Origin of the sequence: Halomonas sp. DP5N14-9 (assembly GCF_019802175.1) — a bacterium.
Classification (GTDB): Bacteria; Pseudomonadota; Gammaproteobacteria; order Pseudomonadales; family Halomonadaceae; genus Halomonas; species Halomonas litopenaei.
Map to the genome: position 1 here is coordinate 621,748 of NZ_JAHVHR010000002.1, position 20,262 is coordinate 642,009.

General features: G+C 66.1%; 18 protein-coding genes. 4 read left to right on the forward strand and 14 right to left on the reverse strand.

The window, feature by feature from the left end:
• Positions 1–99 precede the first annotated feature (99 nt).
• The 8 genes from pcaQ to KUW00_RS04455 form a co-directional block, all read right to left on the reverse strand.
• Positions 100–1,080, reverse strand: coding sequence for a pca operon transcription factor PcaQ (gene pcaQ / locus KUW00_RS04420; RefSeq protein ID WP_287163351.1), 981 nt, complete (start codon positions 1,078–1,080; stop codon positions 100–102).
• Positions 1,081–1,108: 28 nt separating this feature from the next.
• Positions 1,109–1,546: a hypothetical protein gene (locus tag KUW00_RS04425; protein ID WP_045991427.1), complete on the reverse strand. Its 438-nt coding sequence runs from the start codon at positions 1,544–1,546 to the stop codon at positions 1,109–1,111.
• Between the two features lie 455 nt (positions 1,547–2,001).
• Complete coding sequence (locus KUW00_RS04430) at positions 2,002–2,829, reverse strand: 3-keto-5-aminohexanoate cleavage protein (RefSeq protein ID WP_213230046.1); 828 nt, start codon at positions 2,827–2,829, stop codon at positions 2,002–2,004.
• A 373-nt stretch (positions 2,830–3,202) separates the two neighbouring features.
• The gene (locus tag KUW00_RS04435; protein ID WP_222568307.1) at positions 3,203–4,381 is read right to left on the reverse strand and encodes an alpha/beta fold hydrolase; all 1,179 of its coding nucleotides are present in this window, start codon (positions 4,379–4,381) and stop codon (positions 3,203–3,205) included.
• Positions 4,382–4,399: 18 nt separating this feature from the next.
• On the reverse strand, positions 4,400–5,605 hold the full coding sequence (pcaF, locus tag KUW00_RS04440) for a 3-oxoadipyl-CoA thiolase (protein ID WP_222568308.1): 1,206 nt from the start codon (positions 5,603–5,605) through the stop codon (positions 4,400–4,402).
• Positions 5,606–5,692: 87 nt separating this feature from the next.
• Complete coding sequence (locus tag KUW00_RS04445) at positions 5,693–6,460, reverse strand: CoA-transferase subunit beta (protein ID WP_409996280.1); 768 nt, start codon at positions 6,458–6,460, stop codon at positions 5,693–5,695.
• Between the two features lie 8 nt (positions 6,461–6,468).
• Complete coding sequence (locus KUW00_RS04450; RefSeq protein WP_222568310.1) at positions 6,469–7,290, reverse strand: CoA transferase subunit A; 822 nt, start codon at positions 7,288–7,290, stop codon at positions 6,469–6,471.
• A 183-nt stretch (positions 7,291–7,473) separates the two neighbouring features.
• Complete coding sequence (locus KUW00_RS04455; RefSeq protein WP_222568311.1) at positions 7,474–8,811, reverse strand: adenylosuccinate lyase family protein; 1,338 nt, start codon at positions 8,809–8,811, stop codon at positions 7,474–7,476.
• 356 nt (positions 8,812–9,167) lie between these two features.
• Between KUW00_RS04455 and KUW00_RS04460 the strand changes: the two genes are divergently transcribed.
• The 3 genes from KUW00_RS04460 to KUW00_RS04470 all read left to right on the forward strand — a co-directional run bounded on the left by KUW00_RS04460 (position 9,168) and on the right by KUW00_RS04470 (position 12,087).
• Positions 9,168–9,959 carry an IclR family transcriptional regulator C-terminal domain-containing protein gene (locus KUW00_RS04460; protein ID WP_108448464.1) on the forward strand — a complete coding sequence of 264 codons (792 nt, stop codon included), beginning with the start codon at positions 9,168–9,170 and terminating at the stop codon, positions 9,957–9,959.
• Between the two features lie 68 nt (positions 9,960–10,027).
• Positions 10,028–10,999: an AEC family transporter gene (locus KUW00_RS04465; RefSeq protein ID WP_222568312.1), complete on the forward strand. Its 972-nt coding sequence runs from the start codon at positions 10,028–10,030 to the stop codon at positions 10,997–10,999.
• A 164-nt stretch (positions 11,000–11,163) separates the two neighbouring features.
• Positions 11,164–12,087, forward strand: coding sequence for a DMT family transporter (locus KUW00_RS04470; protein WP_108131594.1), 924 nt, complete (start codon positions 11,164–11,166; stop codon positions 12,085–12,087).
• A gap of 21 nt (positions 12,088–12,108) precedes the next feature.
• Here KUW00_RS04470 and aroQ read toward each other — a convergent pair whose 3' ends face one another.
• The 4 genes from aroQ to dacB form a co-directional block, all read right to left on the reverse strand.
• Positions 12,109–12,549 (reverse strand): type II 3-dehydroquinate dehydratase, encoded by a 441-nt coding sequence (gene aroQ, locus KUW00_RS04475; protein WP_108131164.1) that lies wholly within the window; start codon positions 12,547–12,549, stop codon positions 12,109–12,111.
• A gap of 261 nt (positions 12,550–12,810) precedes the next feature.
• Positions 12,811–15,786, reverse strand: a complete 2,976-nt coding sequence (glnE, locus tag KUW00_RS04480) for a bifunctional [glutamate--ammonia ligase]-adenylyl-L-tyrosine phosphorylase/[glutamate--ammonia-ligase] adenylyltransferase (RefSeq protein WP_222568313.1) — start codon at positions 15,784–15,786, stop codon at positions 12,811–12,813.
• Between the two features lie 107 nt (positions 15,787–15,893).
• Complete coding sequence (locus tag KUW00_RS04485; RefSeq protein WP_222568314.1) at positions 15,894–16,268, reverse strand: diacylglycerol kinase; 375 nt, start codon at positions 16,266–16,268, stop codon at positions 15,894–15,896.
• A gap of 37 nt (positions 16,269–16,305) precedes the next feature.
• The gene (gene dacB, locus KUW00_RS04490) at positions 16,306–17,784 is read right to left on the reverse strand and encodes a D-alanyl-D-alanine carboxypeptidase/D-alanyl-D-alanine-endopeptidase (protein WP_222568315.1); all 1,479 of its coding nucleotides are present in this window, start codon (positions 17,782–17,784) and stop codon (positions 16,306–16,308) included.
• Between the two features lie 316 nt (positions 17,785–18,100).
• Here dacB and KUW00_RS04495 point away from each other — a divergent pair, with 316 nt between their 5' ends.
• Positions 18,101–19,525 carry a mechanosensitive ion channel family protein gene (locus tag KUW00_RS04495; protein WP_222568316.1) on the forward strand — a complete coding sequence of 475 codons (1,425 nt, stop codon included), beginning with the start codon at positions 18,101–18,103 and terminating at the stop codon, positions 19,523–19,525.
• Here KUW00_RS04495 and KUW00_RS04500 read toward each other — a convergent pair.
• Positions 19,519–19,953 carry a DMT family transporter gene (locus KUW00_RS04500; protein ID WP_287163456.1) on the reverse strand — a complete coding sequence of 145 codons (435 nt, stop codon included), beginning with the start codon at positions 19,951–19,953 and terminating at the stop codon, positions 19,519–19,521. The two genes, KUW00_RS04495 and KUW00_RS04500, sit on opposite strands and share 7 nt — an antisense overlap.
• Positions 19,845–20,261, reverse strand: a complete 417-nt coding sequence (locus tag KUW00_RS04505; RefSeq protein WP_124804978.1) for a PACE efflux transporter — start codon at positions 20,259–20,261, stop codon at positions 19,845–19,847. Before KUW00_RS04505 ends, KUW00_RS04500 begins: the two co-directional genes overlap by 109 nt.
• Between the last annotated feature and the right edge of the window lies 1 nt (position 20,262).

Genomic DNA, 20,262 nt, shown 5'->3' on the forward strand with positions numbered 1-20,262 from the left:
TCATAACCCAGGGGTTATGATGACCGGATCGCGGGGCGTCGGATCGCAGGAACGAGTACGTCCTGGCCTGCTGCTTCGCCCCCAGATATTTCGGCGCCGCTACTGGGGTCTTGCCGCGGCGGCCTGGCGCAGCGACTCGGCGAAGCCTTCCAGCGCCAGGCTGGGGCTCAAAGAGGTGTTGGTACACAGCCCTACCGAGCCACCCTGGTGCTCGAAGGACAGTGCCAGCTCGACCAGCTGGCCGCTTTCCAGATCCTCGGCCACCGCCTCGAAGGGCGCCACCCAGATGGCATCGGTGTCCAGTGTGAAGCGCCGGCTGACCGGCAGCGACAGGGTCTCCAGACAGGGCGCGGGCAAACTGATGGCGTGACGCACACAGAAGCTGTCGACCCGCTGACGCAAGGTGGTCTGAGGGGGAGGCACGGCCCAGGGGTAGTCGCTCAGGACCTCGGGAGGACAGGGCGAGGCGGTGGCCAGCGGATGCCCCTGGCGCACCACCAGCCGCAGCGATTCGTAGTAGAGATGTTCGAAGGCCAGGTCACGAATCTCGCGGGCTTCGGTCATACGCCCCACCACCACGTCGAGCTCACCCAGCGCCAGCCGCGACAGCAGAAAGGCGCTGGCGCCGGTGGTCACGGTCACGCTGGTCTCCTGGCCCAGCGGCGAGGCCTGGAAGTGCTGAATCGCCGCCGGCAGCAGCCGCGATTCCACCGTCGACAGCGCCCCGACCCTGAGCCAACGCTGCCCACCATGGCCGTCGGCCAGCGCCACCACGCCCTCTTCCAGGGCGCGCAGCGCAGGCCCCGCGTGGCGCAACAGGGTGAGTCCCGCCTGGGTCAGACTGACGCCCTGGGCGCTACGCTCGAACAGGCTGGCGCCAACGATCTCCTCGAGTTCACGGATGGCCTTGGAGATGCCCGGCTGGGTGATCGCCAGGGCGTCGGCGGCACGGGCGAAGCTGCGGCTGCGCGACACCTCGAGGAAGGCGTTGAGATGGCGCAGCTTGATACGATGATTGAGCATGGTGGCCTGCGATCTGGCGACGTGACGGGTGTCCAGCGTGGCGCCGTGGCGTGGCACCTCGTCAGCCTCCACCACGCCGACAGCGCTAGCGACAGGCTGCCAGCACGCGCTCGATGGGCTCGTCGGCGCCACTCAGCGGGAAGCGTGAGGGACGGGTATCCTGGGGTGTGACCACCGCCACGTTGCCGCCTTGCAGGGTCTTGGTCAAACCGAGGGGAGACGGGGCGAACCACACGCCGTCGTGGGGGGAGTGGCGTGACTCCAGGCGATACCCGATGCCGTCCACCAGCACCTCCAGCGGCTTGCGCCGATCGGCGCCCATCTGGGAGGCATAACCGGCCACCGATACCATGGGCACACCGTTCCAGCACACCAGTGCCAGAGAATGACCGCTGCCATCATCGACTCGCGCCGCCGGGGCGTCGCCGAACATCTGGTGGGCCTGGGTGTAGCGCCACTCTGCCGACGCCGTATTCGCCATCAGGGTGCCGAGCAGTATCGCCACAAACGTCTTGAACCACATCAATAGTTGACCTCTTGCTGCCGAAACGGGCATGCATCGGGCACTCCCTGCCTGACGGAATCCTCTCCTTCTCCTTTTGCCAAGTCTAGCAACTGACCGAGGATCCACGAATGGAGCAGCAGGGTTGCCCTGCCACCTATGGCATGGCAAGTCACCAAAGGCCAGGAAGCCTTGCTGCCTGCCTGGAGGATTCTGTGCTCCGTGAGTCAGCTATTTACCACTCTTTTACCCCAAGCGGCAAACCATGTCCCTCATGCCGATGATTCGCCGCTTCCCCAGCCCAGTTCCTTGGCCAGGGCCGGCGCATGCCCTTCAGGGAGCCTGAGCCCCAATACTGGCGCTTCTCGATCAGCAGCAGACGAACCGATGGGGAAGCAGCCCAGACGGCCATCGCCAGCTATGGCGGATGTTCCAGTCCGAGAGCCAGCCTTCCATAGGCTGAAGATGCCTCCCGATCATTCAGTCAGGTCGAGCATCCGGCGGGCCTGCTGCCAGGTGGCCACCGGCCGCTCGTACTTCTCGCACAGGGTCACGACGCGCTCGACCAGGGCCGCATTGGAGGGAGCCAGGGTATGACGATCGAGGCGCACGTTATCCTCGAGCCCGGTGCGGGTATGCCCGCCCGCAGCGATCGACCACTCGTTGAGCAGGGCCTGGTTGGGCCCGATCCCGGCGCCGCACCACTGGGCGTCCGGTGCGAGCCGATTCAGCGTTTCGACGTAGAAGTCGAGGGTGGGCTTGTCCACCGGCATGGCGTTCTTGACGCCCATGACGAACTGGACGTAAAGCGGCCCCTTGATCTTGCCTTGCTTCGACAGCGCCACCGCCTGATGGATATGCGACAGGTCGAACGCTTCGATCTCGGGCTTGACGTCGTACTTGAGCATTTCATCGGCGAGCCACTCCACCAGCTGAGGCGGATTCTCGTAGACGCGGTTGGGGAAGTTGTTGGAGCCCACCGAGAGGCTTGCCATGTCGGGCTTCAGGCGCAGCATGCCGCCGCGCGCCTCTCCGGCCCCGGAGCGACCGCCGGTGGAAAGCTGAATGATCATGCCCGGGCAATGGGTCTTCAGGCCTTCCATCAGCCTGGCAAACTTCTCCGGATCCGACGTGGGCGACTGATCGTCGTTACGCACATGACAATGGGCGATGGCGGCCCCCGCCTCGAAGGCCGCCTGGGTGCTTTCGACTTGCTCTTCGATGGTCACGGGCATGGCCGGATTATGTTCCTTGCGGCCCACGCTGCCAGTGATGGCGACACAGATAATACAGGGAGTAGACATGTGTCCTCTCTTGTTATCGAAACACAAAAAAGATGGGAAAAACCAAGACGAGCAGCCCCACGACGGGCAGGCGACATTGGTCCCGAACTCATCCTTGAAGTGGCGGTGGGCCTGCAAGTGGAGCGAGATGCCGCAGGCGAATAGTGGCAGGCTCGAAGGCGATGCCAGGTACCGGGGTCCTACTGACGATAGGTCTGCCGATGCGGACCGCCGAACTGACGTCCGCACCGTTTCACGACGGCATCAGGCACGCTCGCGCCGGGGATGCTGACGCCGGAACAAGGAGCCGCCAGACACAGGCCGACATCACCAGACATGGGGCTCCCCGTCACCTTCATTCAGTGGCTTCCATCAAACGTATGACGACGAACCTTCAGGGCTCGACCGTCCCCCAACCCAGCTCCTTGGCAAGGGCAAAGGCATGATTGGCCGCCGGCACGCCGGCATAGATGGCCACGTGCATCAGCACCTGACGCAGCTCCGCCTCGCTGAGGCCGATACGCTGGGCGGTCTTCAGGTGCAAGGTCAGCTCCTCGCGCCCCAGGGCGGCGAGAATGCCGGTGGTGATCATGCTGCGCTCGCGTCTCGTCAGGTCGTCGTTGGACCACAGCTCGCCCCAGGCCAGCCGTGTGATCATCTGCTGAAACGGAGTGTCCAGGCTGTTGGCATTGTGGGTGGAGCGGGCCACGTGCTCCTCGCCCAGCACCTGCTTGCGGGTCGCAAGGCCAGTGGAATAGTCGACGCCCTGCGCGCCCACATCGCCCAGGTCCAACGCCATCACCGCCAGCAGCTTCTCGGCGAATCGGCTTGGCGCCTCTACCGAAGGCACGTGACCGACGCCTTCGAGTACCTCGAGCGGGGCGCCGTCGCACTCGGCCGCCAGGGCCTCCAGGGTGGCCGGTGGCGTCGCCAGGTCCTCGCTGCCACCGAACAGCTGCACCTTGACGCCTTTGCCGGAGAGCTTGCCGGTGAAGGTATCTCGCCCCAGCATTTCGCACAGCAGCGCGTAGGACTCGTCGTCACCGCGCCCCATCTGGGTGCACCAGCCCGCCTTGAGGGCCGGCTCGGCGTCGAAGCAAGCGGCAGCGAACCAGCGCGGCACGATCTCGTCGGACATCGCCGCCAGGCCCTCGCGCCGCACACGTTCGGCCCTGGTGGTCCATAGCTCGCTGGTGCCGATCACCGCCCCGGTGTTGGTCAGGGCGGCGGAGAGCAGGCGCTCGCCGTGCTCGCTGATCAGCTGCTGCCCCACCACGCCACCGATAGAGGTACCGACGAAGTGGAAGCGGCCGGCGCCGGCGTGGTCGGCCAGGGCGATGGCTTCCTTCGCCAGTTCAGCCGGAGTGATCGGCCCGTCGCCCCAGGCCTGGCTGGCGCCGTGACCGGGCAGGTCCCAGGTCAACACCCGGTAGCGTGGCAGCAGCGCCGGCAGGACGTCGTCCCACACCGCCTGGCTCATGCCCAGTGGATGCGCCAGCACTACCAGGGGATTGGCGTCGGCGCCGAGCAGGCGATACGCGACGCTGCGTCCTTCGATATTCAGAAATGCCATGACCTCTCTCCTGTTCCTCTATACCCGTTCGATCAGGGTGGCGATGCCCTGGCCCACGCCCACACACATGGTGCACAAGGCGTAGCGCTTGCCGCTCCTGTTGAGCTCGTGGGCGGCGGTCATCAACAGGCGCGCCCCGGACATGCCGAGCGGATGGCCCAGGGCGATGGCCCCGCCGTTGGGGTTGACCCTAGGGTCATCGTCGGCGACACCGAGGTCGCGCAGACAGGCCAGGGCCTGGGCGGCGAAGGCTTCGTTGAGTTCGATCACGTCGATCTCGTCGATCGCAACGCCGCTGCGCTCGAGCAGCCGGCGCACCGCCGGGACCGGGCCATAGCCCATGATGCGCGGCTCCACCCCGCCGGTGGCCATGCCGACGATACGCGCCATCGGCACCAGGCCATGGCGCTCCACCGCAGCCTGGCTTGCGACCAGCATGGCACAGGCGCCGTCGTTGACCCCGGAGGCGTTGCCGGCGGTGACACTGCCATTGTCCTTGAACGGGGTCGGCAAGGTGGCCAGCTTCTCCAGGGTGGTGCCGGCGCGAGGATGCTCGTCGATGTCGAACACCAGCGGCTGCTGCTTGCGCCGGGGGATCTCGATGGGGGTGATTTCCTCGGCGAAGCGACCCTCCTGCTGGGCCCGCGCGACCTTTTGCTGGGAGCGTACGGCAAAGGCGTCCTGATCGCCGCGGGAGATGTCGAACTGTTCGGCCACGTTCTCGGCGGTCTCGGGCATCGAGTGGGTATCGTGGAGCTTCTTCATCAGCGGGTTGACGAAGCGCCAGCCGATGGTGGTGTCCTCGATCTGCTGCCCCCGGGAGAAGGCGCCTTCCGCCTTGCCCATGACGTAAGGCGCCCGGGACATCGACTCCACCCCGCCGGCCAGGGCCAGATCCATCTCGCCGGCCTTGATCGCGCGCATGGCGGTGCCTACCGCATCCATGCCGGAGCCGCACAGACGATTCATGGTGGTACCGGGCACCGAGGTCGGCAGACCCGCCAGCAGCGCCGACATGCGCGCCACGTTGCGGTTGTCCTCGCCGGCCTGGTTGGCACAGCCCATGAACACCTCTTCGATGGCGCCTGGGTCAAGCTCTGGCGCCTGGGCCAGCACCGCCTTGAAGATGTCGGCGGCCAGGTCGTCGGGGCGCACACTTGCCAGGGTGCCACCGAAGCGCCCGATGGCGCTGCGACGGGGATGACAGAGAAAGACGTCGGTCATGTCGGACTCCTTGGTCACCCCGCGCACTGGCGCAGGGTGTGTCGGGGAAGGGGCGAAATGGAGGTCTGGTTGGGGCTGACGGGCCGGTTACTGGCCGCTGTGGGCACGATCGGTGCGCGCCTTCAGCTCACGCAGCACCTCGAGCTCATGGGCACTGGGGACCGGCGTGGTCTCGAGTTCGGCGGCGAAACGAATGTCCCAGCCGGTGGCCTCCTGGACCTGCTCGCGCGTCACGCCGGGATGCAGCGAGACCACCGTCAGTTCACGATCCTCCGGGTCCGGCTTCATCACGCACAGGTCACTGATCACGCGAGTCGGCCCCTTGCCGATATTGGGTACACCGTCGCGTCCCTTGCCGTCGCGGCCGAAGCCCAGGGTGGTGATGAAATCGACGTCACGCACGAAGGCCCACGGCGAGTGCTTCAGGGTGATGAACACTTCACCTGCGTTGGTAGCGATCTCCGGCGCCCCGCCGCCACCGGGCAAGCGTACCTTGGGTGCGGTGTAGTCGCCGATCAGGGTGGTGTTGAGGTTGGCGTAGCGATCGATCTGGGCGGTTCCCAGAAAGCCCACACTGACCTTTCCGCCCTGCAGCCAGTAGCGAAACATCTCCGGCACCGACACTGTGGTCAGCGCCGACTCGCACAGTTCGCCATCGCCGATCGACAGCGGCAGCACGTCCGGCCTGGTCTGCAGGGTGCCGGATTCGTAGATCAGCACCACCTCGGGGGCATGGGTGAGCCGCGCCAGGTTGGCGGCCTCGGACGGCAGGCCGATACCGACGAAACAGGTCATGCCGTTTTCCAGCGCCCGGGCGGCGGTGACCGTCATCATCTCGCTGGCGCTGTAGTCGATTGCGGTGCTCATCGGGCGTCCTCCCCGGTGTTCATGATGTTGTCTTCGATCCAGCGGGTGAAAGCGTCACGATCGCGGGCGATGGCGTCCCACTCCTTGTAGAAGCGGTTGTCACGCGGGTAGTAGCCGTGAGCGTAGGACGGCAGCGAGCCCTTTTCGGCCACGGCGATGGCGTCGATGGCCCAGCCTGGGATCACACAGGCGTTGGGGTGGGTGTCCAGGTCATCGACGATCTCCTCGACGGTGACGATGGCGCGGCTGGCTGCCAGCACCGCTTCCTTCTGCACCCCGATGATGCCCTCGACCAGCACATTGCCGGCACGGTCGGCCTTCTGGGCGTGAACGATGGAGACGTCCGGGCGCACCGAGGGCACCGCCGCCAGGCGCTCGCCGGTGAAGGGGCACTCGATGAACTTGATCTGGTCATTGACGTTGGGCAGCTCGCTGCCGACGTAGCCGCGCAGCACCGCCAGCGGCAATCCGGCGGCGCCGGCCTCGAAGGCGCAGGCCATGGCGGCGTGGCTGTGCTCGAGAATCTCGACCTTGTGGGGCCAGCCCTTTTCCACCGCATCACGCAGGCGATGGAGCGAGCCGACGCCAGGGTTGCCCCCCCAGGAAAAGATCACCTTCTTCACGCAGCCGGCACCGATCAACTGGTCGTAGATCAGGTCCGGGGTCATCCGGATCAGGGTGAGGTCGCGCCTACGCTGGCGAATGACCTCATGCCCGGCGGCGAAAGGAATCAGGTGGGTAAAGCCTTCCATGGCGACGGTGGCGCCGTCGTGGACGTAGCGCCTTACCGCTTCGTCAAGACTCAGGATCTCGGCCATGTGGGTTGCCTCTGTTAACGATGAACCAATGCGGTGGACAGAACAGCCTTGTTCGCTATGTGAACGTAGGTTTGTTATACGAACAAGTTACTGGTGATCGTCAGGGCCGTCAAACGCAAAAAGGGCGGGAACGGCATATGCCGCTCCCGCCCCTTCACGTCCTTCTACCAATCAATCAACGTGTTAGCGTTGCTCCAGCCACTCCCTGGCCTTGCTGACCTGTTGTCGGCTGCTACCAATGTATAACGCCGGATCGGTGGCGGCCTTGAGCTGCTCGACACTGATATCGGGGGGCAGCCGGAGAGTCTCATGCAAGACCTCGTGATAAGGACGCCCCTGACGGCGCGCGGTTTCGGCAGCCTCGGCCGCCAGCGCCTTGGCCCTGTCGCTGCCGAGGTGGGGTGTCAGCAAGCGCGCCACCGGCTCGGCCATGATCGCGCCGCCGGTCAACGCCAGGTTGGCGGCCATGCGCTCAGGATGTACTTCGAGTCCCTCCAGCAGGGTTGCCGCCTGCTCCAGCGCCCCTTCCACCAGCAGCACCGATTCGCTGAGCGGTGCCCACTCGGCGTGCCACTCGCCGAGGCCTCGTTCCAGCGGCTGGGCTACGGCACCGATGATCACAGTGGTGTGGCCGTGCACCCGACGCGACGCGCCGCGAATCAGGGCGCAGCGTACCGGATTGCGCTTGTGCGGCATCGACGACGATTCGCCCATGCCAGGGGCGCTCGGCTCGCTGACTTCGCCAACCTCTGTCTGGGTCAGCAGGGCGACGTCCAGCGCCAGGCTCTCCAGCGCCCCGGCGACGGCGTCCAGGGCGGTCTGCAAGGCATGGATCGGCTGGCGGTCGGTATGCCAGGGCAGTACCGGACAGGACAGGCCAAGCTCCTCGGCCAAGGCCTGCATCAGCTCGAGCCCCTGTTCCCCCCAGCCCGAGTGCACCCCCACTGCACCGCCGAACTGCACCGGCAGTCCTTCGGCGGCGATATCCCCAAGCCGGCGTCGCGCGCGCTCGAGCCCGATGCCCCACTGGGCCGCCTTGACCCCAAAGGTCATCGGCAGCGCTTGCTGCATCAGGGTACGGCCGACCATGGGCGTCTGCTCGTGGTCACGCATCAGCGCGAGAACCGCGTTGCGACAGCGCTCGAGCAGGCCATCAAGGCTCGCCAGGCGCGGCGTCAGCAGGTGCATCAGCGCCGAATCCACCACATCCTGGCTGGTCGCCCCCTGGTGCCAGCACGCCTTGAGCTCGTCCGGCAACGCCGCTCGCCCGGCCTTGACGAAGGGGATCGCCGCGTTGCCGCCGCTGGCGATACCCCGGGCGATGGCCGCGGTGTCAAAGTCATGATGCTCAAGCGCCGCCGCCATGCGCCCGGCGCTGCCCGCTGGCAGTGCGCCGACACCTTCCTGGACGCGCGCCAGGGCGAGTTCGAAGGCCAGCATCGAGGCCACCAGGTCATCGTCGCGACAGGCTTCCAGGGCACTCTGGCTCATGAATGGATGGCTCAGCAGGGCGTCGGACATGGCAAGGTTCCTCTTCTTCTGGGGAGCGAATGGGGCGTATCGACCGGGGCGAGTTCAAGGGGATAGCAGCGAGGAGGCAACGACAAGGACACGCGATGGCGACAGCATGGCCGCTCCACCAATAGTCGCACAGGTGTTCGCACCTCGAACAAGCATGCTAGATTATCGACAACACGGGAGCAAACCGTCGCCCACAGAAGACGAATGTCTTCTTGCCGCCATGACATCGGGGGCCGTATCCGGACGCTGCCCTGCTATCATCGTCGCTCGGGCTGTACAACGCTCTCACGTCGTGGCGCTCGATCACTGCAACACTAGATCTTAGTGACACTCGAATCTGAAAAAAGGACACCTCGATGGATACGGCACCGGCCGACGCCGCCCTGAGCCCGGATGACCGCGACTTCGTCACTGCCCTCGCCAGCGGCCTCGACGTCATTCTGGCCTTCGACGAGGCCCACCCTCGGATGACCTTGAGTGAGGTGGCGACGCGCACCGGCATGAACCGTGCTCGCGCCAGACGCTTTCTGCTGACGCTGCATGCCCTGGGCTATGTGCGCAAGGACCACCGCCACTTCGAGCTGGCGCCGCGAGTGCTCAAGCTCGGCTACGCCTTCCTGTCCGCCAACAATTATCAGCACCTGATCCAGCAGGTGCTCGAGGACATCACCACAGAAAGCGGCGAATCCTCTTCTCTTGGCGTACTCGACGGCGATGAGGTCACCTATGTGGCGCGCTCGGCGTCGCGCCAGCGGCTGATGGCCATCACCCTGTCGGTGGGCACGCGGCTGCCCGCCGCCTACACCTCGATGGGGCGCATGCTGCTGGCACAGAAGACCGACGACGAACTGGATGCCTTTATCGAGCGCACCACCCTCGAGCGCTTCACCGACAAGACGATCACCGACAAGGCTGAGCTCAAGCGCGCCATCCTCCAGGCTCGCCAGCAGGGCTATGCCATCGTCGATCAGGAGCTGGATTCTGGGCTGCGTTCGTTGGCAGTACCCGCCTTCGACGCCAACGGCGAGCTGATCGGTGCGATCAATATCAGCACCAATGCCGCCAGAATCGACCACGACACCTTGCTTGAGCGCTACCTGCCGCTGCTCCAGGGCAAGGCTCGCCAGATTCGCGCCAACGTGAGCTGATCGTCCTTGTCTGAGCGCACCGGGGACAGGCGCATATGGGGAAGTATGACAATGGCAGGGAGGCCTGAATGCTAGCGATACTCTCCATCACCACACCGATCTTTCTGCTGATCGGCGTCGGCTTTCTGGCCCGGCGCTGGAACCTGGTGTCGCCGGTGCAGCTCTCCGGTGTCGCCAACTTCGTGCTGTACGCCGCGCTGCCGGCACTGATCCTCGGCGCCCTGACCCGCAACTCGCTTGGCGAGGTGATCAGCCTACCGCTGCTGGCAGCCTACGCCCTGGGTTCCGTGGCCACCTTCGTCGCCTGCCTGTGGCTGCCGCGCAATCGCCAAAAGAAGTCCCCCACCGAGCGGGCCATCCAGGCCCTTGGCATGTCCGCCTCCAACAGCGGCTTTGTCGCCTACCCGATCACTGCCCTGGCGCTGGGTCAGGCGGCGGCGGGTATCATCATGGTCCACACCATGATGGTCGAAATCCTGCTGGTGATTCCCGGCGCACTGGTACTGGCCGAGGTCGGTCAGCAGCGCGACACTCGCGCCGGTGATGCCCTGCGCCAGACCCTGACCAGGCTAACCCGCAACCCGATCCTGATCTCGCTGAGCCTGGGGCTGGCACTGGCGGCACTGGGAATACGCCTGCCGGCGACGCTGGATCGCACCATCGAGCTGCTGGCCGGCGCCGCCGGGCCCGCTGCGCTGTTCGTCATCGGCGGCACCCTGTACGGCCTCAAGATCCGCGGCATGGTCAAGGACATGGGCCAGATCATGCTCGGCAAGCTGGTACTCCACCCGCTGCTGGTGCTCGGCATGCTGCTGGCCTTCCAGGCCGTCCTGGCGCCCTTGCCCCCTCTGATCTTCGCCGGCGCCATGATCTTCGCCGCCTGCCCGATGATCAGCATCTACCCGCTGATCGCCCAGCGCTTCGGCATGGAGGGCGTGGGTGCCGCCGCCCTGATGGCAAGCACGCTATCAAGCTTCGTGACCCTTAGCGTCGTCCTGTGGGCGCTATCACACACCGGCCTGATGCCACTGCTTGGCTGACACCATTGCGCTGCCGACGAGTGACTGAGGCCTGATGCCCAACTCCTGCTGACTCGCTGGCGACCGACTGCTGGCTCACGTACCATGAAAGGCATCATTTAGCTTGCTACTTTTTTTGTCGGCGCCGAATGTCGCCGTCCCGCTTCGACCGCCAACGGCCCGCCATGTCCACACCTTCATCGACACCAGACACTACGCCCCTGACGCCGCCCCAGGCCCTCAATCGCGACCGGCCGATGAAGGGCATCGCCTTCATGCTGGCGGCGGGGCTCCTGTTCTGCATGCTCGACACCGGGGTCAAGACTCTGGCCCAGGACTATTCGCCGGTGCAGGTGGTTTGGGCGCGCTACGTTGGCCATATGCTGGTGCTGACCGGCTACCTGGTCTATCTGGGACGTGGGCCGGGCATGGCCATGCTCAAGACGTCATCCCTGGGCGGACAGTTCGTTCGTGGCCTGCTGCTGCTGGGGGCCAGCACCTTCGCCTACCTGGCCTTTCGCACCCTGCCGATCCTGCAGGTCTACGTCATCAACTTCAGCTCGCCGCTGCTGGTGACCCTGCTGGCGATTCCGCTGCTCAAGGAGCGGGTCGGCTGGCGCCAGTGGCTGGCGATCCTGGTGGGCTTCGGTGGGGTGGTGATCTGTGTGGGCCCGGTGGACTGGCGCGCCAACCCGGCGATACTGCTGCCCTTCGGTCTGACCGCCTGTTTCGCCCTCTACCAGCTGTCTACCCGACGCTTCGGGCGCGAGGACCATCCCCTCACTTCGCTGTTCTACGCGGGCCTTGCCGGCGCCCTGGTCAGCTCGGCGGTGGTTCCGGCCTTCTGGACCCCGGTGGCATTGGGTGATCTACCGCTGTTCGTCTTTGTCGGCCTGATGGGCGCGGCCAGTCAGCTCACACTGATCCTGGCCATGCGCTACGCGCCGGCCTCGCTGGTCTCGCCCTTTCTGTATCTGCAGATCGTCTGGGCGGCGCTGTTCGGCTTCCTCTTCTTCGGCGACGTGCCACGCCCGGAGACCTGGATCGGCGCGGCGCTGATCAGCGCCGCCGGAATCACCCTGGCGCTGACTCGGGGGCGCGATCGCTGAACCGGCGTCACCCCTTTCCGATCAGCCCTTCCTGATCACTGCATCCAGGGCGGCGTGGTAGCCCTGACTGCCGAGCCCGGCGATGACGCCATCGGCACGCAGCGAGACGTAGGAGTGGTGGCGGAAGCTCTCGCGCTTGTGCACGTTGGAAAGGTGCACCTCGATCACCGTGCCGTCGAAGGCGTTCAGGGCATCGAGGATCGCCACCGAGGTGTGGGTATAGGCCGCAGGGTTGATGATGATGGCGACGGTGCCATCGAGACGTGCGGCATGGATGGCGTCGATCAGCTCACCTTCGTGATTGCTCTGGCGACTGGCGAGCTCCCAGCCTTCAAGCACGGCGTGCTCGCGCAGCGCGTTGTCGATATCGGCCAGGGTCTCGTGGCCGTAGATCTCGGGCTCTCGGGTACCCAGCAGATTGAGGTTGGGGCCGTGCAGGACCAGTACCTTGCCACTCATCAAGGATTCTCCTTCAACAGTTCACGCCGTGGGGGGCAAAAAAGAGAGACGGCCTGCTCGTTGGCGGCACGCTTTCGCTCATCCTCACAGAACTGCTTGAAGGCGTCCACGCCCAGGACCACGAACCGGCTGGCGCGAACAGGCAGCGAGGTGCGACGCTTGAATCCACGGTCATGTCGCTTCACCAGGTGTTTGCCCTGTTGCCCTGGCGTGCCTCGCCCTCTTGCGGTGTGCCACTCGAGCGGGGCTGGACCCCGCCGTCATTCACCCCTGTTCAGGCTCGAGCCAGGCTTTCCAGGCGTCGATGATGGCCCGGCGGTGGTCCTTGAACGCCTCGACGTCGCCCCGGGCGCTTTCCCGCGTCAGGGCGGCGCGGTGGTTGGCGCTGCGCGCGGCCAAGTAGGCGTCACGCAGCGCCTGGGCCTCGCCGGCCTCGAGATGGTCGGTCTCCTCCAGGGTCTCGAGGATGCGCATGTTGTCGCTGAAGCGCATCAGCTCCGGTGTCTGGTGGGATAGCGCCAGCACCGCGTACTGGCACAGGAACTCGATGTCGACCATGCCGCCGGGGTCGTGCTTGAGGTCGAAGGTATCGTCGGAGCCCTTCGAGCCCAGGTGATCGCGCATCTTGTGGCGCATCTTGACCACCTCCTCGCGCAGCGCCTCGCGATCGCGCTCGCGGCCGAGGATCTCCCGGCGCACCTCTTCGAAGCCTTCGGCCAGGGTCGCGTCGCCGGCCACCACCCGGGAGCGCACCAGCGCCTGGTGCTCCCAGGTCCAGGCCTGCTCGCGCTGGTACTCGGCGAAGGCCTTGAGCGGGCTGACCAGCAGGCCGGAGTTGCCCGAGGGGCGCAGCCGCATGTCGACCTCGTAGAGCGAACCGGCCGGCGTCACCGCCGACAACAGGTGGATGATGCGCTGGCCCAGCCGGGTGAAGAAGACGGTGTTGTCGATGACCCGCTTGCCGTCGGTCTCGCCCTGGGAGGCGCAGTCGTGCAGGAACACCAGGTCGAGATCCGAGCCGTAGCCAAGCTCGATGCCGCCAAGCTTGCCGTAACCGACGATCAGAAACTCCGGCGCTTTACCGGCGCGCTCGCCGTCCTTGCCCAGTGGATAGCCGTGCTTGCGGGTCAGGGTCTTCCAGGCCATGGCCAGCACGGCGTCGAGGATCACCTCGGCGATGTAGGTGAGGTAGTCGCTGACCTTCATCAGATGGCGGGTGCCGGCGATGTCCGAGGCCGCCACGTGCAGCACCTGGGCGTGCTTGAACACCCGCAGTGCCTCGAGCTGGGCTTCCTCGTCGTCCTCGGGAATCCGCGCCAGGGTCTGGCGCAGCTCGTCGGCCAGGCGCGCCTTGTCCGCCGGGGTGTAGAGGGTGTCCGGGGTCAGCAGCTCGTCGAGCAGGATCGGGTAGCGGGCGATCTGTTCGGCGATCCAGGGACTTGCGCCGCACAGCTTCATCAGGTGGCCCAGGGCGTCGGGGTTCTCGCGCAACAGCGCCAGGTAGGCGGTACGCCTGAGCACCGCCTCGATCAGCGGCAGCACCCGCTCAAGCGCCGCATCCGGGGCCTCGCTCTCGGCCACCGCGTCCAACAGCAGCGGCATCAGTGCATCGAGGCGCTCGTAGCCTACACGCTGCATGGCCTGAACCTGGCGTGACCCGGCCAGTCCCTTGATTCGCTTGAGTGCGGTGGCGGCATCGTCGAAGCCGGCGTCCTGCAGTGTCGCCTGGGCCTCGTCATCGTCCGGCTCGCCGCGCCATAGCTGGCGCCAGGTATCGAGACTGGCGCCCTCGTCGACGCCATCTTCCTCGACCTCGTCCTCGGGGTCGCTGATGACCGCGTCGAAGTGCTTGCGCACCCGCCCACGCACCTCATCCAGACGCGCCATCAGCGCCGGCCAGCCCTGGGCGCCCATCGCCAGCGCCACCCGCTCGCGGTCGAGGTCGTCGTCGGGCAGCGCCTGGGTCTGGCGGTCCTCGAGGGCCTGGATGGCGTGCTCCAGGTCGCGCAGAAAGGCGTAGTCCGGCAGCAGTTCGTCGATCACTTCCTGGGGCAGCAGGCCCAACTCCGGCAGCCGCTGCATGGCGGTCTTCAGCGAGGTCACCTGCAATTCCGTATCGCGCCCGCCGCGAATCAACTGAAACGCCTGGACGATGAACTCCACCTCGCGGATGCCGCCGGGCCCCAGCTTGATATTGCCCTGCATACCCTTGCGCCGGACCTCGCGATTGATCATCGCCTTGAGCTCGCGCAGCGACTCGATGGCGCCGAAGTCCAGGTACTTGCGGTAGACGAAGGGGCGGATGCTCGACAACAGCTCATAGCCGGCGTCGATATCGCCGGCCACCGGGCGCGCCTTGAGCATGGCGTAGCGCTCCCACTCGCGGCCCTGATCCTGGTAGTAGCCGGCCAGCGACGAGAAGCTGCCGACCAGGGGCCCACCGTCACCCAGCGGGCGCAGGCGCATGTCGACGCGAAAGACGAAGCCGTCGGCGGTCACCGGGTCCAGCGCCGAGATCAGCTTCTGCCCGAGTTTGGTGAAGTACTCGACGTGGTCCAGCGACTTGCGCCCACCCTGGGTCTCGCCCTTCTCGGGGTAGGCGAAGATCAGATCGATGTCGGACGACAGGTTCAGCTCGCCGGCGCCCAGCTTGCCCATGCCGAGCACCACCAGGCGCTGCTCGCTGCCGTCCTCGCGCGGGGCGGGACGGCCCCAGCGGGCCTCGACAAAGCGTTCGAGCCAGCCAAGCGCCCCTTCCAGGCAGACCTCGGCCAGGCGCGACACCGCGGCACCGGTGGCCCAGGCGTCGACGCCCTCGGGGCGGTTGATGTCGCGCCACACGATGGCCAGCATGCGCGCGGCACGAAAGCGCCGAATCGCCGCCTGCATGGCGGCTTCGTCCTCGGCGGCCTCGAGGCCCTCGTCGAGCAGCTGCCTGAGCGCCTCGGGCGTCAAGGCACGATCCAGCTCACCGCTGGAGTCCAGGCAACCCAGCCACTGGGGATGGCGACACAGGGTCTCGCAGGCGAACTCGGAGATCGCCAGCACCCGGGCGAGTTCGACCCGACGATGGGGCTCCAATGCCTGATAAAGTTCGCCGGGGGGCTCATTGCCACTCATTTCGGCGACGTTGTCTGCCTGTTCGAGCCGCGAGGCAAGGCGCTCCCAGGCGGCATCCAGGGCACCGACAAGGGCGGTGGGGATGTCGTCTCGGGGCAAGAAATCCTGGCTCAGCTGCATGGCGGCTCTCCTTGTTCACTCGTCGCCCCCGTGCGCAGATCACGGCGGGCCTGGGCCTGTGCTCCTCCCCTGAGCATACTCAAGCCCGGGCGTGTGAGCACGGCCGCTTATGCCATCAGGAACTTCTCCCCGGCCAGCAGTCCCCAGGTCAGCCCCGCCATCGCCAGCGACAGCATCACCGCCGCCGAGCCGATGTCCTTGGCCCGACCGGACAGCACATGGCGCTCGGGGCCGATGCGATCGACCACGCTCTCGATGGCACTGTTGAGCAGTTCCACGATCAGCACCATGAAGCAGCTACCGACCAGCAGGATCCACTCCACCGGGGTGTCACCGATCCACCAGGCCAGCGGTACCAGCACCAGGCACAGCGCGAGCTCCTGACGGAAGGCGGATTCGTGACGAAAGGCGGCCCGCAGGCCCTTGAGCGAGTAACGCGTCGAGTGAATCAGGTGGCGCCAGCCGGTGTGTCCGGGCTTCATGAGGGTTCCTCGTGGCGAAAGGGGCGCTCCCGGCCCCTCAGTGGTTGGCAATCATGCGGTCGAGATCCAGGGATACCAGGTCAAGGACCCTGGCCCAGCTGATGTAAGGGGTGTTGGCGGTGCCGTTGACCAGCACGGTGAAAACGCCGAAGCGGTGGCTGGCGGTACGGAAGTAGCCGGTTACCGCGCGTACCGCCACCGGCTGATTGAGGGTGCCGGTCTTGAGCGTCACGTGGCTCTGGAAGGTCGGCGAGCCGCGCCGGATAAAGCGCATGGGGCCGTTGGTCGGGGCCTGCAGGCCGGCGTTGAACACCGGGAACAGGTCCGCCCGCCCGAACATGTACTCGAGCAGGGCGTTGCCGCCCCGGGCCGAGATCTTGTTACCGGTGGTCAGGCCGCTGCCGCTTTCCAGGGTCACCTCGCCGTGGCCAGGCACCCGGGCGACGAAGGCCTCCAGCGCCGCACCGGCCTGATCGAGTTCGACCCGAGGCCCCTCCACCAGATCCAGCGCCAGCACATCGGCCATGTAGTTGTTGGAGTAGTTGAGCATGCGCAGCAGGATCTCCTGCAGCGGCTTGCCGTCCACCGCTGCCAGGCGACGGGCGCCGCCGGGGGGCGCCTCGCTGCTGGTGGCCACGCCGCCTTCGACGAGGATGCCGGAGCGCGCCAGCATGGCGTTGAGGGTCGCCGCCGTCTGGGCCGCCGGATCGGCGCTGGCGCGGTAGACCTCGCGCGACAGGGCGTTGGACGAAATCTGGCCGCTGACCGTCAGGGTCTCGCCTTCGGCGCCATTGACCCGGGTCGCCTGCAGGCTGGTGCCGGCGTTGGCGCCCTGGGTGGTGACCCTGTTGTTGACCGCGAACAGCGGCGCCTGGCTGTTGCAGCCGGTGATACGCGCCGGGCCGCCGACGGCACCAGGCGCCACCTGCACGCACCAGCTACCGTAGTTGACCCCGGCCGAGGTCAGCAGCGCGCTGTAGGCGTTGTCGGAGCGCTCGCGGGCGGTGCAGCGATCGATGGTCCGGCAGGTCACCGGGCCGAAGCGCCATTGACTGACCACCAGCCGTCCGGTCACCCGGCGCACCCCGGCCTGGTGCAGACGCTGGGCCAGGCGCCACAGGTCCTCGCTGGTCAGGCTGGGATCGCCTCCCCCCACCATCACCAGATCGCCGGCCAGGGTACCGTCGCTTCCCGGGCGCGCGGTGCTGACAAGCTCGGTGGTGAAACGATGCTGCGGGCCCCAGGCATCCAGCGCCGCTGCCGCGGTGTAGACCTTGGTCACCGAGGCCGGGGTGAGCTGGCGCTCCGGGGTCAGGCTGCCGAGGGTCTCGCCAGGCGCATCACCGGTGCCGAGCAGACGTGCCTCGGCACTGATCAGAAAGCCCTGCTTGGATAATTCGGCCAGATTGCCGAAGCCGGCGGCCTGCGCCGAGGCGGCGGACAACAGCGTGAGGCACAACGCCACCAGGGCGGAAACGAGGAGAACGGGCCAGGCGAATGGCGAGCGAGGCGACATGAAGACTTCCCTGCGATGAACGGGCGTTGCGCCCATGCGGCGCAACGAGGGCCGAGTCTACCGCCTGGCGTCCAAGGATTCGACTATAGCTTGATGACATGACCACGCACGCTCTCTACGCCACCGGGCCGGCGGCGGATCGGTGACGATTCTCACAATCCTCGGAGAACCACCCGCCTAATTCGACCGACGTCACCCGACGCACGACCGCGCGTATCGACGAGCAGAAACAGCGCCAGCCAAGCACAGCCTGCAGTGGCTAAGCCAGGAAAATACCAGCATGCTGAGAAGCGACTTGCATTCGTGGAGAAAGGCCATGCGCGGGATCCTGTACGTACTGATCCTTGGCACCATGCTTGGCAACGTCGTACTCGACAGCAGCGCACGTGCCCAGGATGCGCCGAGCGTCGAGGGCACCCAGACGATCGCGGTCTCCGAGCGCACCGAGGATGCCGATATCGAACGTCGATTGACCGGCATTCTGGCCTCGGCCGGCTGGTATCGTAGTCTCGACGTCGAGGTCAAGGAAGGCATCGTCTACCTGGACGGTGCGACGGCCTCGGGGAACCACCGCGACTGGGCCGGTTCCCTGGCCGCCAAGACCGAGGGCGTTGTCGCCGTCGTCAATCGCATCGAGGTGCAGCCCGAATTCACGCTGTCGCTGACGCCGGTCATCGACGAACTTGGGCGCTTTGGCCGCGAGGCGTTGACCTATGTACCGCTGGCCTTGCTGGCGTTGCTGGTGCTGCCGCTGGCCTGGCTGCTTGCACGCCTGGTCTCGGCGCTGGCCAGGCGTCTGTTGCGCAAGCGTGTCGCCTCGCCCTTTCTACGCCAGGTGCTGGCCCGTGCCATCGCCCTTCCTGTGTTGCTGCTCGGCATCTATCTCATCCTGCAGGTCGCCGGGTTGACCGGCCTGGCGTTTTCCGTGGTCGGCGGCGCCGGCATGATCGGCATTGTCGTATCCTTTGCCTTTCGCGACATCGCCGAGAACTTCCTGGCCACGCTGATCATGTCGATACGCCAGCCCTTTCGTCGCGGCGACTGGATCACCGTCGCAGAGCACAGCGGAATCGTGCAAAGCATGAACGCCCGCTCGACGGTGCTGCTATCTGCCGAGGGCAATCATATTCAGATTCCCAATGCCACGATCTTCAAGACGATCGTCATCAACTACTCCACCTCACCAGGCCTCAGGACCAGCGTCGATATCGGCATCGGCTACGATGACTCTGTCACCCATGCCCAGACACTGATCCATCAGGTTCTGACCGCGCACGAAGCGATCATCGCGCACCCCGAACCCATGGTACTGGTCGATGCCCTTGGCGCATCCACGGTCAATCTCAAGGCCTACTTCTGGTTTGACGGCCAGACCATCGCCGGCGTCAAGCTGCGCTCGGCAGTACTGCGCCAGATCAAGAACACCTTGACCGAAGCCGGTATCTCGATGCCGGACGAGGCCCGGGAAATCATCTTTCCCCAGGGTGTACCCGTCGTTTCCCCATCGGAAGTCTCCGCCGTCGAGCCGCCTCAGGGAGTCGCGACACCGGCCACGCCAGCACCGAGCAACGTCGTCCCGGCCAGCGACAATGCCGACGTCACCAGTGCCGAAGGCGGCCTCGAGACCGAACGCCGGGCCATCGAGCAGTCCATCGGCACTACGACGCCGCCGGAAGGCCGCACCGACCTGCTGGGCGGCAACGACTCAACCCGGTCACACGACGAACCACCCCATCAGTGAGAGGACACCGAGGAAAACAGCTGAATGACAGCGACACCTCCCACGATCATGGCCAATCCGATCACCGCGGGAAGGTCTGGCTTCTCGCCGTAGACCACGATACCCACCAGGGTCACCAGCACGATGCCAAGCCCCGCCCAGAAGGCGTAGGCGATGCCTACCGGCACGCTGCGCAGCACCAGTGACAACAGATAGAAGGCCGCCAGGTAGCCGACCACCACCACCACGCTTGGCCACAGCCGAGTGAACTCGTTGGAGGCCTTGAGCGCCGAGGTGGCGATGACCTCGGCCACGATGGCGAGCGCCAGGTACAAGTAGCTCATCCGTTTGCTCCGTGGAGTCGACGTTCGACGATGCGGTCGAACAGGGAATTGAAGACCATGGCATAGACCAGAAAGAACAGCATGAAGCCGGCGTCGAGCCAGAATGCCTCGACCAGGCCGATCTCCATCCACCAGGCCACCGCCGGCAGGGTCATGATCAGAAGCCCGGTCTCGAAGCCCATGGCCTGGGCGAAACGCTGGGACAGGGTGCGCCGACGGGTCGGCAGCCAGCGATCGAACAGCCAGTTCCAGACCAGGTTCCAGAGCATGGCGGCGGTGGCCAGCCCCGCCGCCAGCGCGCCCATCTCACCCAGACCGTGGCCTGTCAGCACGCTGGCCAACGGGGTGACGATCACCAGCCCGCCGAGTTCAAACGACACCATATGGACCAGGCGTTCCTTGAGCGACCGCATT